We start from the raw sequence: 16,204 nt of genomic DNA on the forward strand, positions 1-16,204 counted from the left end.
GGAATAAATTATTCAATATAAAACCTCTGTCCAGACTGGCCAGCACATTATAAGGCGCCAATCGATGCTTAGTCTGTTGAAAATAAAAGGAATGTTAGACCAACTTTCTGCCAGTGAGCGTAAGTTGGCGGACTTTATTCTGGATAACTCTAACTTGCTACGCGACTATTCGTCACAGCAGCTGGCGGATGCGGTAGGGATCAGCCAGTCCAGCGTGGTGAAATTTTGCCAGAAACTGGGCTATAAAGGCTACCCCGATCTAAAGCTGGCGATCACTGAAGCGGTGGTCACTGCCACCACCCTGCAACGGGACGCACCGGAAAATAATGCTGAACTCAGCGGTCTGGCGCAGTTAGCTGAGCAACTGCAGCAGAGTTTATGGCAAGGCCTGCGCGGCTTGCTGACCATCAACCCGGAAAGCCGGCTGCAGCAAGCCGCCAAAATGCTGCAACAAGCCCGGCAAATTCTGTTAGCTGGCAGTGCTCATTCCGCCGTGGTAGCGGCTGATATGCAAAGCCGCTTACTGGAACTGGGAAAGCTGGCGCTGTTTCATAGTGATCCGGCGGTCAGTTTACAATTGGCCCGCACCCTGCCCGAGGGCAGTATCGTACTGCTGATTTCTGATAGTGGCGAAAATGCTGATTTACTGCGGCTGGAGAAATATGCCAAACGCCGGCAATTACAGATCATCTCCCTGACCCGTTTTCAAACCAGTGCGCAAAGCGCTGGGGCTGACGTGACCTTATTTACGCTGGATACTGAAACCGACGAGCATTTGGCTCGGCTGGTCACCCAACAGGCGCAGCAACACCTGTGTCATTTACTCTATTTGTTGCTCTGCCAAAGCCCAAGTTACCGCCAGCATATTACAGAGCACAATAAATTGCTGGCGTTGCTGGAAAAGAGTTAGTTTAACCACTCCAGGCCATCAATCGCAGTCACGCCCAGACCCGGCGCATCACCTATGGTGATATCCGGGCCGTTAAAGTTCACACTGCAATGCACCGGATTAAAGGCACAGAGCGAGGGCCCATCCAGATCGACCTTGGTAATCACATCAGCTTTCGCCACCGCAACATGTACCGCCGCTGCGACACTAATACTGCTTTCCAGCATACAGCCAATCATGCACTGCATATCGTAGAAGGAGCAAATATCGGCGATCTTAATGGCGTTGGAGATACCACCGGTTTTCATCAGCTTAATATTGATAATATCGGCGGCCCGCATCTTGATAAGCTCAATCACCTCGCGCGGGCCAAAGCTGCTTTCATCGGCCATCACCGGCGTATGAACCCGCTCGGTAATATATTTCAGTCCTTCCAGATCGTAATATTTAACCGGCTGCTCCACCAGCTCCAGCCGCACCCCGGCATCCTCCAGCTTATGCAGCGCATAAACAGCTTCCTTGGCAGTCCAGCCCTGATTGGCATCCAGCCGGATCAAGGCTTTGCCGGCCACCGCGTTATAAATGGCTTTTACCCGCTCTATATCGACGCCAATATCCTTACCCACCTTAACTTTCAGGGTTTCAAAGCCATTGGCGACCGCATCCAGTGAATCCGCGACCATCTTATCAATGTAATCGACACTGATGGTAATGTCGGTGGTCAGCCGCGGCACGCCACCGCCGAGCACCTTATACAGTGGCGCCTGATAGGATTGCGCGAACAAATCATACACCGCCATCTCAACAGCCGCCTTGGCGCTGTAATTTTTCATAATACAGCCTTGGATCAGTCGGATAATGTGATTTAAATCACTAATCTCCTGCCCCAACAGCTTGGGTTTGATTACGGTACGGATCGCTTCGATGATGGAGCCATGAATATCACCGGTGATCACCGCCGTTGCCGGTGCCTCTCCATAGCCCAGATGGCCGGTATCGGTTTCTACCACCACCACCACATCTTCAATCTGATTCACTGTCCGCAATGCCGTTTTGAATGGCGTCTTTAGCGGCACCCGTAGCATGCCCAGCCGGATATCGGTAATTTTCATGCGCACCTCGGTTAACGCAGCGATTTAATATTATACAGCCGGTGCAGATAACTCTGCTCTGCTGTCAGATAAAGTGGAGTCAGGGGTGTTACAGCCACTCCGTTCAAGGTACCGCGATAAAAACGACCATCCTGTTGGTAATAGGCCAGATCAAATACCGAATGCAGCACAAAGGGCTCACCGCCACTTTCGCCCAGATAGATCATCACATGGCCGGGGCGATACAGCAAATCACCGACCTGTGCTGACTTTAGCAACGCCAATTTGTCCGCCACCGGTAAATCTTCGGCAAAACGCCGGTTTTGCCCAAAGTCTCCATAACCTTGCTCACCGGAATTACGCGGCATCAGCAGACCAAAGGTACGGAACACATCGACCAGCAAGCCGGTACAATCAACACTGTTATAGTCATAGCCCCAGCCATATCGCTGCCCGAGGTATTTAAACGCCTGGCGCAGCAGCTGCTCTGTGGTGTATGGCAGGTAGCCCACCGACACGTCCTGGTTGCGCGCAATCAAGGCTGGCACCAGCTCTAGGTTGCCATCAGCGCCCCGTATGGGTAGCTGTACAATATAGCTGGCATGCGGATTCTGGCCATAAATACTGTGCCCCTGACTGGCGGCAGTTAGTAGCGGTAGCCGCACCCCCATATCCAGTTGCAGCTCAGAAATAGCGGCCAGCTCTGGGTTGAAATTAGTGTGCGCTCTGGCGCCGGTGATTACCAGAAAGGGTTCAGCTGCAGCATAGGCTAATACCTGTTGCCTTTCGCCGATCGCGAGCGCTGAGGTTTCTACCCAGCCGGTGTAATGATAGTTCTGAACCAGTGACCATTGCTGGTCCGCGGTTTGGTGTAACACCGCCAGCGGCTCACCGACGAAGACGGCAGTTTCCTGCAGGCGGTTTAAATCCAGCGCCATGGCGTCATTAAAGATCCGCAGTTTCGTCGGAAAGGCTAACAGCAAGCTGCGTCGGGTGACCAGGGCAAACCGCGTCGGATTAATCTCAGCAATGCCATCGCGATTCAGAGCAGCTTGCAGTGGCAACCAATCTGCTTCAACCAGCGCCCGGCCATCGGCGAAAAAGCGCGCACTGCCCGGAATACTGCTAACCTTATTCAACCGCTCTAACAACTGCTCGCGGGAATGACTAAGCGCGATTTCGGCGATGGGTTGCATTTCTGGCTGCACGGCAAAGGTGCGCTGATTAAAAGCCTGGATTTGTTGCGCGTCGAGCAGTAGTTGCTGAGCTTCTGGCAGTTTCGTCAGCCAGTAGTCTGCGCTTAGATGCTGTTGCTGTAGTAGCGGAATGTCAGACTGCCAGTCCGGGGTTTGGGCACGGCCACTACCCGGCAACAATAATGGCAGCATCATCAGCCAAAAACAGGTGCTTACAGCCAGTATTCTGTTCAACCCAGACTCCGTCGGAATGAAATATTCCTGAATTTGTTATTTTTTAGCATAAATTATTTTCAAAACCAACAAAAGATTGCTATGTTAATTTTGTGCAGAAAATCTACATCCCTGCACAGCGCCGCACGGCTAAGCAGCGTAACGATGAAATAATTATAAAGGGTGTAATATCCAGGAGAGATTGCAATGAAGTTGAACAGGCTCATTCAGTCCATTGCCCTTGCCGGCTTGGGCTCATCAGTCGTCATGGCGCAGGACACAGCAGTTCCGGACGCCGAGGATGCAAAAGTAGAACGGATCCGGGTTACCGGTTCCAGCATTAAAAGAACCAATATCGAAGGTTCGCTGCCGCTGACCGTATTTAGCAAAGCGGAAATCGATGCTCAGGGTATTACCTCCGCAGAACAGCTATTAATGCAGCTGAATATCGCCGGTAATTCGTCAGATAACCTGGCCAGTAATGGCGGTATCGTCTCAGAAGAGCAGCGCGGTAATAATGGTGTATCCGGTGCCAACCTGCGTGGTCAGGGCGCAGATGCGACACTGGTGCTGTTAAACGGCCGCCGGGTGGCAACGCACGGGTTAAAAGGTCGGGCAGTAGATTTGAATTCAATCCCTTTTGCAGCGCTGGAACGGGTTGAAGTACTGCGTGATGGTGCTTCTGCCATGTACGGTACCGATGCCATCGGTGGTGTTATCAACTTTATCACCAAGAAAGATTATACCGGTGCCGAAGTTTCTGCTTTTGCCGATACGACTGAAGCCGGTGGCGGTAATATCTACCGTACTAACCTGTTACTCGGTGCCGGTGATATTAATAAAGATGGCTGGAACGTGTTTGGTACTCTGAGCTACAAGAAAAATGAGACGCTGGAGGGTACCGATCGTGCTTTCTCCAATACTTTTCAGCCGGAGCGTGGTTTATCACCCGATACCCGCGGTACCCCTTTTGCAACAGTATTTAACCGGCCGGCGGCAGAACGCAACCTGATCGGTACCGGTTTACGCGATCCACGTGATGGCCTGAATATGATTGCCATTAACATTCTGGATTTACCAGGCGGTTTAGGTTGTGAAAATGGCGGTCCGAATATGGGCCCTTATGATGAGCGGCTCTGGAGTTCGATTTCGTCACGTTATGCCTGTGCCTGGGATTATCCTGCCGCCGCGCGGATCCAGCAGCCAATGGATAGTCTGGATTTTATCAGCCGGGCTTCTTTCAAGCTTAGTGATGAGCATATGGCGTACTTTGAGTTTGTTGGCTCAAAAGTTGATGTCAGCAAGGCGTTTGAACCCAACCAAATCTCTCCGGGTGCCGTTTTTAACCGGAGCACCTGGTATCCGGTAACAGGGGCATCGTATAACTTAATTTATACCGCACTGGCAAACTACTTTGGCACCAGCCAGCTAAACTATGGCGAACCTATTGCCTACCGTTGGCGCTGTATGGCATGCGGACCACGGCAGATTGATACCGAAACCAAATCTTACCGCATTAATGCTGCATTCGAAGGCATTATTAGTGCTTTTGACTGGGACTATGCCGTCGGCTTATCCCGCGCCTCCAGCACCTCAAACTCAATACTGGCCAGCGGCTATCATTACACCGATGCGTTACAGCAGGTTCTGGGTAGTGGTTTAATCAACCCCTTCCTATTCCCGGGACAACGCCAGTCTGATGCTGGTATGGCAGCGTTACAAGCAGCGTCTGCTGACGGCGTACGCTTGTATGACGGTGAGTCGTTGATGACACAGTTGGATGCCACCTTTACCGGAGGGTTAGGTTTCGAGCTACCGGGCGGTGAAATTCAGGCCGCTATTGGTACTGACTTACGCCGCGAGGAATTTAAGTTTAACGGTGATCAGCGCGCACAGATGCGGCCGATCTTTAATGCGCCCTTTGACAACGCTAACGTGCTGGATAAAGTCAGCCGCGATATTAAAGCGGTTTTTGTAGAGTTTTATCTGCCGGTATTAGATAGTCTCGATGTCAGCCTGGCCGGTCGTTATGACCGCTATGATGGTTTTGGCAGCACCACTAACCCTAAAGTCAGCTTTAACTATCGTCCGATAGAGGAAGTAATGATCCGCGGCGCCTTCAGTACTGGTTTTAAAGTGCCCTCTTTTAACCAGTTGTTTAACGGTAACACCGAGTCGCAGTATACCGGCTTAGATCTGGCTGACCCGGCAACTTGTCCGGGCGCAGTCGCCAGTGAGACCATTCCGGGTTGTGCCTCGATCCGGCCGGTGGAGATTTTTGGTGGTAAGCCAGACCTGAAACCGGAAGAATCAGAGCAGAAGAGTTTCGGTGTAGTGGTTGCGCCTTTTGATAACTTTAACTTTAGTGTCGACTGGTGGGAAATTGAGCGTACCGATACTATCCGCTCAGCACCTCGGGATGTTCTAATCAACAACTACGATGTGTTTCAGGCGAACTGGATCCGCGACAGCAATGGCCAGATCGTTGCTATCGATCGCCGCTTTATCAACTCGGGTGGTACCCTGACCCGCGGTATTGAAATTGACGCTAACCTGACCGGCGATTTCGCTGATGGCAAATGGCGCCTGAACCTGAACGGTAGCTATATTGATACCTTTAAAACTAAGGGACTGGAGACGCTCCCATACAGTCCTAACCTGGTTGGCGAGTATGTACGCTACTTTAACTTACCGATTAAGTGGAAACATACGCTGAATCTGAGCTATACCCGAGGTGACTGGAGCCATAGCCTGACCCAGATCTACCGTGATGGCTATAAAGACGAGTTGCCGGTGAGTGTCCGTAATGGCAGCTATACGCCAAGCGGTTGGAATCCCAACGTCAGTAGTTATACCACCTACAACTACAGCATGACCTACAGTGGCTTTGATAACCTGAACTTTACCTTCGGCATCAAAAACCTGTTTGATCAGGATCCGCCGTTCACTGCGCATCAGAATGACTTTGCTGCCGGTGCGGCCTGGGAGCCACGGATTGCCGACCCACGCGGTCGAGCTTATACCCTGTTGCTGGAATACAAGTTTATGTAAAGCAACATTTAGGAACTGGGCTGCTGCGGCAGCCCTTTTTTTAACTATTTTTTAAAACCACGCGCAAGCAACAACTTATCGCAGCAATTTACGGGATAACATTTGTTGCTTCACGCAACTTATCTTATAGTTTTCGAAGATATTCGCTCGGATAAGAAACAGGTGTTGAGTGGCGGCAGCAAAAATTAGTCCTAATCAAGTCCAGGTGGGATATTTTATCCAAATTCCGCTTAGTTGGTTTAAACATCCTTTTATCTCTAACAAATTCAAGGTTGAGACTATCGAACAAGTTGCGATCATCCGCAATCTCGACACCGAATTTGTATATTTTTTCCCTGAGAAAAGCACGATCGTACCAGCCAGCGAGAAAGTGCTCGAACCAGAAGCCTCTTTGCTACAACAACGCGCAGAGCATTACCGACTGGATCTGGAACGGGATAAAAGCGAACGGGTAGAAAAAGCAAAGGAGCAACGACGACAGATCCAACGTACCGAAAAAGCCTTTGAGCAATCGATGGTACAGGTGCGTAATATCATGTCAAAAATCAACAGCCGTCCATTACAAGCGGTTGATGAAGCTAAAGAAATGATATCGCAAATTGCTGATATTATTGTCAATGCCGATGCTCTGGTATTGCATATGATCTCGCAAGCAGGTAAAGAACAGGAAAGCCTTTACTATCACGTTCTTAATGTGGCAATGCTTTCTATGCTGCTGGCCAAAGATCTTGGGTTTACAGCTGAGCAAATCAAACTGATCGGTTTGGGAGGATTGTTTCACGATTTGGGCAAGTTGAAAGTACCAACACAAATTCTGCGCAAAGCAGAGAAACTTAACTCTGCCGAAGCAAACTTTTTAAAATTACATCCCAAATACGGTGTTGATCTTATTCAATTAACCGAATCGTTTCCCGATGCAGCGATCAGTATTATTGCCCAGCATCATGAACTGCTTGACGGTAGCGGTTATCCGGCCGGTTTGAAGGCAGAACAAATTGATAAAATGGCCAAAGTGGTGGCAGTAATCAATGAATTCGATAATCTGTGCCACCCTTTGGATATCAGCAAAGCTCGCTCACCACATCACGCCATGTCATATCTTTTTAAAAGCATGAAAGGTAAGCTTGATGCAACCTATATGGCGCAGCTAATCAAAATGATGGGAGTTTATCCACCCGGAACGATAATCGAATTAAGCGATCAGCGCATAGGTTTAGTGCTCTCAGTTAACAGCGATAAGCTGCTTTATCCTAATGTACTGATCTACGATCCGCAGATCCCAAGACTGGAAGCGCCGGTGATTACTCTGGAGGAGGGAAAACTCGGGGTGAAAAGAGTACTAAAGCCTGCATCCATACCCGCTGAAGTAATGTCGTACCTTAACCCGCGGGCACAAATTAGCTACTACGTGCAAAGTGATAAAAGCTAGCGCCCCAACATTCTTGGATGTTAAGGCGCTAACAGAAAAAATTGGAGTCAGCCGGTAAGCCGGGTTCTGTGCTCTGTTGCCAGAGTGGCAATCATTCCTCTAGGACTTAGGTCACCCTAAGCCTCCAGCAATCTACCCGCCCCCAACGCGGGCCGCGCCATAGGGGGCCTATTTGATCTTGCTCCGGGTGGAGTTTACCGTGCCACGAACTGTTACCAGTCGCGCGGTGCGCTCTTACCGCACCCTTTCACCCTTACCTGATCCCAGCTGTAAACAGCTAGGCCATCGGCGGTTTGCTCTCTGTTGCACTGGTCGTAGGCTCGCGCCTCCCAGGCGTTACCTGGCACCCTGCCCTGTGGAGCCCGGACTTTCCTCCCCTTGCTTGCGCAAGCAGCGATTGCCCTGGCCGACTCCGTGGCGGATTATACGCGAGAATCGCGTTAAGGGCTAACGCTAATCTGTTTGCCAACTCAGCGCCAACTGATAGAGCGCATTCTTCTTTTCGTTATGAATTTGTGCCGCCAGCGCTGCCGCCTGTTTCAGTGGCAACTCAGCGAGCAGGATTTTTAGCGTACGCTGCACATCTTCACGGACTGAGTCATCGGCTTTCGCCGGTGCCGGTGCAATCATCAGCACCATTTCGCCCTGACAGCGCTGTGGATCCTCAGTCAGCCAGCTGCTGATCTCTGCTGCGGTGCCACAAGCAAAATGCTCAAAGGTTTTGGTCAGCTCTTTCGCTAAAACCAGCTGCCGTTCTGGCCCGAACACCGCGACCACATCTTGCAGTGTATCCAGAATCCGTCGCGCTGTGTCATAACAAATAATGGTGCCACCGGCGGCTGGCACCTCGGCTAACTGGTTTTGCCGTTGCGTCGATTTCGCTGCTAAAAAACCGATAAACTGAAACTTATCGGTAGGCAGGCCGGCGGCACAGAGCGCAGTGATAAGTGCACAAGGCCCGGGGATCGGTACTACCGGCACACCGGCATCCCGACACTGCCGTACCAGGTTATAGCCAGGATCGCTAATCAGCGGTGTACCGGCATCGGAGATTAGTGCCACCTCTTCGCCCGCCAGGCATTTTTCAATAATGCTGGCAGCGCGCTGTTTCTCGTTATGGTCATGCAAGGCGAATAAACGGTTGCTAATTCCCAGATGCTGTAACAGCTTTCCACTGTGGCGGGTATCTTCAGCGGCGATACAGCTAACCTGCTGTAAGGTACGGATTGCACGCTGGCTTATATCGTCCAGATTGCCAATAGGCGTGGCTACAACATAAAGTGAGCCGATTTGTTTAGTCATAAGTCGCTATTTCATTGAGCTTAACGGGTAGTGTCAGTAAGATACCACTATTAACACCTTATGGTACTGTGCATTGTGAAAACCAGCAAACTGAAGCCTGTATTCCTGTTATCCTTCGCCGGCCTGCTAAGCAGCTGCGCGCAAACACCGGCCCCATCCGGGCTTGAGGTCAGTCCTATCGAGCGGCCGCAAGTTGTCGCTCCGGCTAAGCCTGACACCACAGGTCCTAAAGTAACAGCTCGTACGGATAGCGCCGAATCACTATTACAGCAAGCTGCCAGCGAGAGCGGTGAACGGCAGCAGCGCTTACTGCTGCGCGCCTCTCGTCAGGCCCTGGCGGAGCAAAACGCTGAACTGGCACTTGCTATTAGCGATAGCTTGCAACTAAGTGAAACAACCGCCATCCGCTCGGCGAATCAATTGCCATTATTACAAGCCTATCTGGCACACAACGAATTGAGCTTGGCCGAGCGCTTAGTTCAGAACACCAATCCGGCTCAGCTGCCGCTGGCAGATCGACCGGCATTTTTATGGGCCAGCGCCAGCCTGTATCAGCAAGTGGGCCGCAGCTATGCTGCTGCGCGTGCCTTACTACACTTGGACCAACTGCTAGCCGACAGCCGTCAGACGGAAACCAACTACCCTGAGTTACAAGCGCAACTCTGGCAGCAGCTGAGTAATCTGGATAATACTGAGCTAAACAACCTGAAAGTGGGCGCCAGTCAACGCAGCCTCGGCTGGCTGAATTTACTGGAGCTGGTACGTAACTATCTGGGCGCGCCGCAGCAACTGCAGTTTGCACTGGCCGATTGGCAGCAGCGTTATCCGCAGCTGCCGTCACTGCGCGAGCTGCCGGCGAATTTACAACAGCAACTGGCGTTAGAGCCCTATCAACCGCGCAAGATTGCGGTATTACTGCCTTTTAGCGGCCAGTTCAGTCAGCCGGCCCGGGCCATTCAATATGGCTTGTTAGCCGCTGCGGCTCAGAACCAGACCTCTGAGCGCCAATTACTGTTTTTTGATAGCCAGCAACCGATGGCAGCGCTGCAGCAACAACTTGCCACGGCCGGTGTCGATTTTGTCATAGGGCCACTATTGCGGGATCAGGTTGATGCTATCAGCCAACTGCAGGACTGGCGTTACCCGACGCTGTTTTTAAACAGCCGCGACAGCAGCCGGCAGCCACAGGCCGATCGTTTTTACTTTGCACTGAATATGGAAGATGAAGCCACACAGATGGCACAGCTATTCGCCCGTAAAAACTATCAGCGGCCAGTTGTGATCAGTGCCCGCAATGCCATTAGCCAGCGTATGCTGCAGCAGTTTAGCCGGCAGTGGCAACAGCTTGGCTTTGCGGCACCGGAAAATTACGAATTTACTGCCCGTGACGAGCTGGAAGCGCTGGTTACCCGGCTGTTAGAAACCGACGCCAGTCGTGAGCGTATTCGTCAGATCTCAGGCCTGATCAGCGGTAAGGTCGAGAGTGAACCGCACAGCCGGCGCGATATTGACGCCATTTATCTGATTGCCGATCCGGTACAAACCCGGATGTTTAAACCCTTTCTGGACGTCTCCGTCAGCCAGCATGGCCCACGCTTACCGATATACGCCAGCTCCCGCAGCTATACCGTTGGCGGAGATGCCAATGATCTGCGCGACTTAAACGGCCTGACCTTTACGGAAACGCCCTGGCTGTTGGGTGAGCAACATATTCTGACGGTACGCGAGCAGTACCTGCAGCTATTTCCGGAGCAGGATGAAAGCCTGCAACGCTTATTCGCGATGGGCTTTGACGCCTACCAGCTGGTGGGCAGCCTGAAACAGCAACAGCAATTGCCGTCGTTAAGCTTCCCAGGCTTTACCGGCCGCCTCAGTGTACTGAGTGACGGCAGCATCAGCCGGCAACTCAGCTGGGCCAGCTACCAAAGCAACCGCCTGGTTGCGGTGCAGGAGCCTTAAACACCTTGAATCAGCAGCAGGGAGCCTACTACGAGCAACTGGCCGCCAGTTACCTGCAACAGCAGGGGTTACAACTGGTAGCACAGAACTTTCAGTGCAAAGCCGGCGAAATTGACCTGGTAATGCGGCAAGGCTCCTGCTGGGTCTTTGTTGAAGTAAAGTACCGGGCCAGCCAAGCCTTTGGTGGCGCCCTGGCAGCCGTAACCTATAGCAAACAACAAAAGGTCCGCCGTGCGGTCCAGTGGTATTGTCAATTACACCGTTTAAATGAACAACCTTGCCGGATCGATGTCTTAGCCGTGCAAGGTCCGGCACCATACCAATACCAGTGGCTGCAAAACGCCTTTAGTTAACAGGAATCAGGATGCAGGAACATATCAGACATCTGTTTAGTGAAAATATCCAAACCATGATTGCCACCAGCGAGGCGCTGGCCGGCCCGATTGAAAGCAGTGCTTTACTGCTGGTTGATGCCCTGATCAATGGCGGCAAGGTGATTTGCTGTGGCGAAGGTGCCTCCCGCAGCCTGGCCAGCCATTTCGCGCAATTATTGTTAGATCAGTTTGAAACCGAACGCCCTTGCCTGCCGGCCTTTGCCTTGCAGGCGGATGCGTCCAGCCTGCAACCGGGCAACCAGCAGAACCATGATTATCTGGCACGGCAGGTACGCGCCCTGGGGCAAGCGGCGGATGTGTTGGTGGTGATTTCTCTCAATGGCGCAGAACAAAGCCTGATCCGGGCTACCGAAGCGGCCTTAACCAAAGATATGAAAGTGATCGCGCTGACCGTGGATAACAGCAGTGAGTTATCCGGTTTGCTCAACCAGCAGGATGTGGAATTAAAGGTGCCGGCACATCGCCCGGCGCGGGTGGTGGAGTGTTACACCTTCCTATTACATTGTGTCTGCGAATTAATTGATATGACGCTGTTCCCACAGCAAGGAGAGTTCTAATGGCTAAATTATTACCGTTACTGGCTGCATTGTTAGTACTACAAGGCTGCGCTGCCGCCGTCGTTGCCGGAGGCGCTACAGCGGTGACTTCGGCCCATGACAGACGCACCCTGGGTTCACAAATTGACGATAGTAGCATAGTGATGAAAGCGCGCCGGGCGCTGAGTGAAGATCAGCTGACTGCCAAAGGCAGCAATATCAATATCACCAGCTATAACGGCGTGGTATTGCTTACCGGGCAAACGCGCAGCGAACAAGTTAAAGAACAGGCGCAACGGCTGGTACAGGATATTCCGAGCGTTAAAATCGTACATAACCAAATCCGGCTGGGTAACAATACCTCCATGACCACCCGCACCCGTGATAGCTGGATTGCAACTAAGGTAAAAACGCAGTTGCTGGCAGATGAGCGGGTCAGCGGCCTGAATATTCGCGTGGTCGCCGAAAACCAGGAAGTGTTTCTGATGGGGTTAGTTGGTGGCGCTGAGGCTGATCGCGCTGTGGATATTGCCCGTAATGTCGAAGGTGTAGTGCGGGTAATTAAAGCCTTTGAAAACCCGTAACATTACTTAACATATCCGGCGGCTTTAGTACGCCGCCGGGTACTGTGTTAACGCACTGCACGTCTCGCGTTCAAAACACCAGCAGACGAACAAAATCCAACCTGCCAGGATTAACACTCCTGCAAGGCTTTTAGGATCTTAGAATGAAACTCCCGGTGTTTCAGGATCAATAGCACCAGCACCGTAACCACCATAAACAAAGCGGCATCAATAAACCAGGTCAGGGCCGCGAGCGAAAAATAAATCGCTCTTAAACCATAGTTAAAAGAGTGCCCGGCCTGATCAATCACCTTAGCGGTGCGATTTGCATACAACTGCTGCTCTTCCGGCGTCAGGGCTTTACCGTCCGGCGCGGCGCCAATCAGCACTCCGCCAAAGCCATACTGCCGTAACGACCAGGTAAACTGGAAAAAAGCAAACACATAAATAAAGGCTAATAACAGGATTTTTAGCTGGATTTGCATTTCCGACTGCACGCTCCACGGGATCAGACCGCTGAGCATGGTACTGAGTCGCTCACTGGAGGTCAGCACTGTCAGTAAACCCGCCAGGATCAGCAAACAGCTGGAGGCAAAAAAGGACACATTGCGTTCCAGGGTAGAGATCAAACCGACATCGGCCATCTTATTATCCCGGCGCAGCATCTGCTGCATCCAGTCATTGCGTTTGCGGCGCATTTCAAATGATAAGCAGGTCGACGTTTTCGCTCTTTTCTTGGCATACAGCGTATAACCAGACCACACTACACTGAACCAGAACACTGCTATGATATCCAACCAACTCAACATTTTTACCTCTCTATCACTAGGGCGTATTGTAGCACTTTAGCCGACCAGATAGGTGCCGGTGCCGAGCGCAATATGCAAGCCTTGCTCGTTATGCAGCTCCATCCGGCATACTGCGACCTTGTTACCAGCCCGGATCACCCGCGCCGTGGCAATAAACTCTTCACCACGACCAGGCCGCAGATAGTCGGTGCGAATATCAATGGTACTCATCTTACCAAACCGCTCTGCCAGTTCAGCCGGCGCCACGCTGCTAACCCGTCCCAGGGCACTGGCAACGGCCATTAAGCCGCCGGCCACATCCAGTACCGAGGCGATCACGCCGCCATGCAGAATTTGCTGCAACGGGTTACCGACCAGTTGCGCTGACCAACGGAAACGGACTTCAGCCCCCTCCTCATCAAAGCGGGTAACGGTTAGGCCCAGTAGTTTGTTAAACGGCATTTCGTTGAAGGCAGCGGCAATATAGTTAAGTAGTTGTTCCGGCGTCATTTTCAGCTCAGTGGTAAGACCTTTTCTGTCAGTGTAGCGGCAAAGGTGGCTGCTGCAAAGCCAATGCTGCTGTAAAACTCAGGCTTTTCTGCATACAATAGGCGTTTTTTCTGAGGTGCATTTCGGGTGTCAGAACAACTGCTGGCGGTATTAAAGCAAAGCTTCGGTTACAGCAGCTGGCGTAACGGTCAGCAGGAGATTATCTCGGCTGTGCTGCAGGGCCGGGATTGCTTTGTGTTGTTGCCCACCGGCGGCGGTAAGTCACTCTGTTATCAGTTGCCTGCACTGCAATTGCCCGGCGTAACTCTGGTCGTATCGCCGCTGATGTCGCTGATGAAAGATCAGGTTGATAGCCTGCGCGCCAACGGTATTGCCGCAGCCTATGTCAACAGCAGTCTGAGCCGGGAAGCGGTATTGGACGTGCTGAATCAGCTGCGTTATGGCGAACTGAAACTGCTGTATGTCGCACCGGAGCGTTTGCTGCAACCGAGCTTTCTGGAGCGCTTGCAGGAGGTTGGTGTCAGCCTGTTTGCCATTGACGAAGCCCACTGTATCTCACAGTGGGGCCATGATTTCCGGCCCGACTATATGGCCTTGTCGCAACTGAAACAACGCTTTCCCGGTGTGCCCTTTATTGCCCTGACCGCCACTGCCGATCCGGCGACGCAGCAGGATATTCTGCAGCAACTGGGGTTAACCAACCCTTATATTCATCGCGGTAGCTTTGACCGGCCGAATATTCGCTATACGGTGCAGGAAAAATTCCGCCCGCTGGAGCAACTGCTGGCTTACCTGAAGCAACAGGAGAATCAGAGTGGCATTATTTACTGCAGCTCCCGGCGCAAAGTCGATGAACTGACCGCGCAACTGCAGGAACGGGGTTATAAAGTCGCAGCCTACCACGCCGGCCATGACTCAACCGAACGGCAACGGGTGCAGGATGCCTTCAAGCGTGACGATATCAACCTGATTGTTGCCACCGTAGCCTTTGGCATGGGAGTCGATAAGCCGAATATCCGTTTTGTGGTGCATTTTGAATTGCCGCGCACCATTGAAGCCTATTATCAGGAAACGGGCCGCGCCGGTCGGGATGGTGTGGCAGCAGAGGCCGTGCTGCTGTTCGATCCGGCAGATATCGGCAGGATGAAACGCTGGCTGGAAGCCGAGGAAAACCCGGGCCGGGCCGAAGTGGTATGGCAGCGCTTTTTATCGATGGCGGCCTTTGCAGAAGCGCAAACCTGTCGCCGGCTGGTACTGCTGAATTACTTTGGTGAAGCGCGGCAACAGGCCTGCGGCAACTGCGATATCTGCCTGAACCCACCACAACAATTTGATGGCACCGAGCTGGCCCAACAAGCGCTGTCCTGCGTGTACCGGGTTGGTCAGAATTTCGGTTTACATCATGTGATTGAGGTACTACGCGGTGGCCAGACGCAGAAAATCCTCGATTTTGGTCATGACAAGGTCTCGACCTGGGGCCTGGGCAAAGCACTGAGTCACGATTATTGGCTGAGTATCTTCCGTCAGCTGATCCATTTTGGCTTATTACAACAGGATATCAGCCATCATTCGGTACTGCGGCTGTTACCGGCAGCGCGGCCGGTATTGCGCGGTGAGCAACAGTTATCTCTGGCAGTACCCAGGCTACAAAGCGTGGCGAAAGCCCCGGCGAAACTGGCCAATCAAAACTATGACCGTCAGCTGTTTGCCCGGCTCAGGGCACTGCGCAAAAGGATCGCTGAGCGCGATGATGTGCCGCCCTTTGTGGTATTCAGCGACGCCACCCTGATTGATATGTGCCAGAAACTGCCGACCGATAATGCTGGTATGCTGGCGGTAAGCGGCGTTGGCTATACCAAGCTCGGCCGCTATGGCGCCGACTTTCTGACCGAAATTAACGACTACTTAGCGGCCGAATTGCCTGCAGGCGGTAAGCTGGCGTAAAAGGCAGCGATATCGGCAATATCCTGCTCTGACAGTCCGCTTGCCATCGGTGACATCACCGCATGGCGGCGCTCACCATCGCGGTAGGCCTTTATGGCCAGCTGCAGGTATTTCACTTTCTGACCAGCCAGATTCGGGTACTCGGCAATCACCGCTATACCATCAGCGCCATGACAGGCCACGCAGACCGCGGCCTTTTGCCGGCCCTGTTCAATATCAGCCGCCAACGCTGGCCAGGCTAAGGCCAACAACAGTAACAGAACATGCTTGTACATTAGGATCCCTCTGTTTATTATCATTATCACCCTATTAATCCGCAAACTGGCCTGCTGCTCAAG

14 protein-coding genes and 1 other RNA gene are annotated in these 16,204 nt (G+C 52.2%); 8 read left to right on the top strand and 7 right to left on the bottom strand.

Annotated features, from left to right (window positions below; all coding sequences use genetic code 11):
- The first annotated feature begins 64 nt into the window (after positions 1 to 64).
- Positions 65 to 910, top strand: coding sequence for a MurR/RpiR family transcriptional regulator (locus A9165_RS03870; protein ID WP_065954967.1), 846 nt, complete (start codon positions 65 to 67; stop codon positions 908 to 910).
- Here the strand turns inward: A9165_RS03870 and A9165_RS03875 are convergent.
- Together A9165_RS03875 and A9165_RS03880 are read right to left on the bottom strand one after the other, a co-directional pair.
- Entirely contained in the window at positions 907 to 2,001 is a 1,095-nt protein-coding gene (locus A9165_RS03875) for a dipeptide epimerase (protein ID WP_008950282.1), read from the bottom strand. The genes A9165_RS03870 and A9165_RS03875 overlap by 4 nt on opposite strands.
- 11 nt (positions 2,002 to 2,012) lie before the next feature.
- Positions 2,013 to 3,410 (bottom strand): SH3 domain-containing protein, encoded by a 1,398-nt coding sequence (locus A9165_RS03880; protein ID WP_065954968.1) that lies wholly within the window; start codon positions 3,408 to 3,410, stop codon positions 2,013 to 2,015.
- A 186-nt stretch (positions 3,411 to 3,596) separates the two neighbouring features.
- Here A9165_RS03880 and A9165_RS03885 point away from each other — a divergent pair, with 186 nt between their 5' ends.
- On the top strand, positions 3,597 to 6,440 hold the full coding sequence (locus A9165_RS03885; RefSeq protein ID WP_065954969.1) for a TonB-dependent receptor: 2,844 nt from the start codon (positions 3,597 to 3,599) through the stop codon (positions 6,438 to 6,440).
- A 169-nt stretch (positions 6,441 to 6,609) separates the two neighbouring features.
- The gene (locus A9165_RS03890; protein ID WP_065954970.1) at positions 6,610 to 7,869 is read left to right on the top strand and encodes an HD-GYP domain-containing protein; all 1,260 of its coding nucleotides are present in this window, start codon (positions 6,610 to 6,612) and stop codon (positions 7,867 to 7,869) included.
- 39 nt (positions 7,870 to 7,908) lie between these two features.
- Here the strand turns inward: A9165_RS03890 and rnpB are convergent.
- Both rnpB and rsmI read right to left on the bottom strand, forming a co-directional pair.
- Positions 7,909 to 8,283, bottom strand: an RNA gene (gene rnpB / locus A9165_RS03895) — RNase P RNA component class A.
- Between the two features lie 39 nt (positions 8,284 to 8,322).
- Positions 8,323 to 9,171 (bottom strand): 16S rRNA (cytidine(1402)-2'-O)-methyltransferase, encoded by an 849-nt coding sequence (gene rsmI / locus A9165_RS03900; protein ID WP_008950285.1) that lies wholly within the window; start codon positions 9,169 to 9,171, stop codon positions 8,323 to 8,325.
- Positions 9,172 to 9,246: 75 nt separating this feature from the next.
- Between rsmI and A9165_RS03905 the strand changes: the two genes are divergently transcribed.
- The 4 genes from A9165_RS03905 to dolP are packed head-to-tail and all read left to right on the top strand — an operon-like array spanning position 9,247 to position 12,645.
- On the top strand, positions 9,247 to 11,130 hold the full coding sequence (locus A9165_RS03905) for a penicillin-binding protein activator (protein ID WP_255365633.1): 1,884 nt from the start codon (positions 9,247 to 9,249) through the stop codon (positions 11,128 to 11,130).
- 5 nt (positions 11,131 to 11,135) lie between these two features.
- On the top strand, positions 11,136 to 11,483 hold the full coding sequence (locus A9165_RS03910) for a YraN family protein (RefSeq protein WP_008950287.1): 348 nt from the start codon (positions 11,136 to 11,138) through the stop codon (positions 11,481 to 11,483).
- Positions 11,484 to 11,494: 11 nt separating this feature from the next.
- The gene (locus A9165_RS03915) at positions 11,495 to 12,082 is read left to right on the top strand and encodes an SIS domain-containing protein (protein ID WP_008606700.1); all 588 of its coding nucleotides are present in this window, start codon (positions 11,495 to 11,497) and stop codon (positions 12,080 to 12,082) included.
- Positions 12,082 to 12,645 carry a division/outer membrane stress-associated lipid-binding lipoprotein gene (dolP, locus tag A9165_RS03920; RefSeq protein WP_065954972.1) on the top strand — a complete coding sequence of 188 codons (564 nt, stop codon included), beginning with the start codon at positions 12,082 to 12,084 and terminating at the stop codon, positions 12,643 to 12,645. Before A9165_RS03915 ends, dolP begins: the two co-directional genes overlap by 1 nt.
- A gap of 110 nt (positions 12,646 to 12,755) precedes the next feature.
- Here the strand turns inward: dolP and A9165_RS03925 are convergent, their stop codons facing one another.
- Positions 12,756 to 13,433, bottom strand: coding sequence for a DUF599 domain-containing protein (locus tag A9165_RS03925; protein WP_008950289.1), 678 nt, complete (start codon positions 13,431 to 13,433; stop codon positions 12,756 to 12,758).
- A gap of 36 nt (positions 13,434 to 13,469) precedes the next feature.
- Positions 13,470 to 13,922, bottom strand: a complete 453-nt coding sequence (locus tag A9165_RS03930; RefSeq protein ID WP_008950290.1) for a thioesterase family protein — start codon at positions 13,920 to 13,922, stop codon at positions 13,470 to 13,472.
- 126 nt (positions 13,923 to 14,048) lie between these two features.
- On the opposite strand from A9165_RS03930, the gene recQ reads away from it, so the two are divergent.
- Entirely contained in the window at positions 14,049 to 15,866 is a 1,818-nt protein-coding gene (gene recQ, locus A9165_RS03935; protein ID WP_065954973.1) for a DNA helicase RecQ, read from the top strand.
- On the opposite strand, the gene A9165_RS03940 is transcribed toward recQ, so the two are convergent.
- Positions 15,824 to 16,141: a cytochrome c gene (locus A9165_RS03940; protein ID WP_008606695.1), complete on the bottom strand. Its 318-nt coding sequence runs from the start codon at positions 16,139 to 16,141 to the stop codon at positions 15,824 to 15,826. The genes recQ and A9165_RS03940 overlap by 43 nt on opposite strands.
- Positions 16,142 to 16,204 lie beyond the last annotated feature (63 nt).

It is taken from the genome of Alishewanella sp. HH-ZS (assembly GCF_001704375.1).
GTDB classification, from domain to species: Bacteria; Pseudomonadota; Gammaproteobacteria; order Enterobacterales; family Alteromonadaceae; genus Alishewanella; species Alishewanella aestuarii.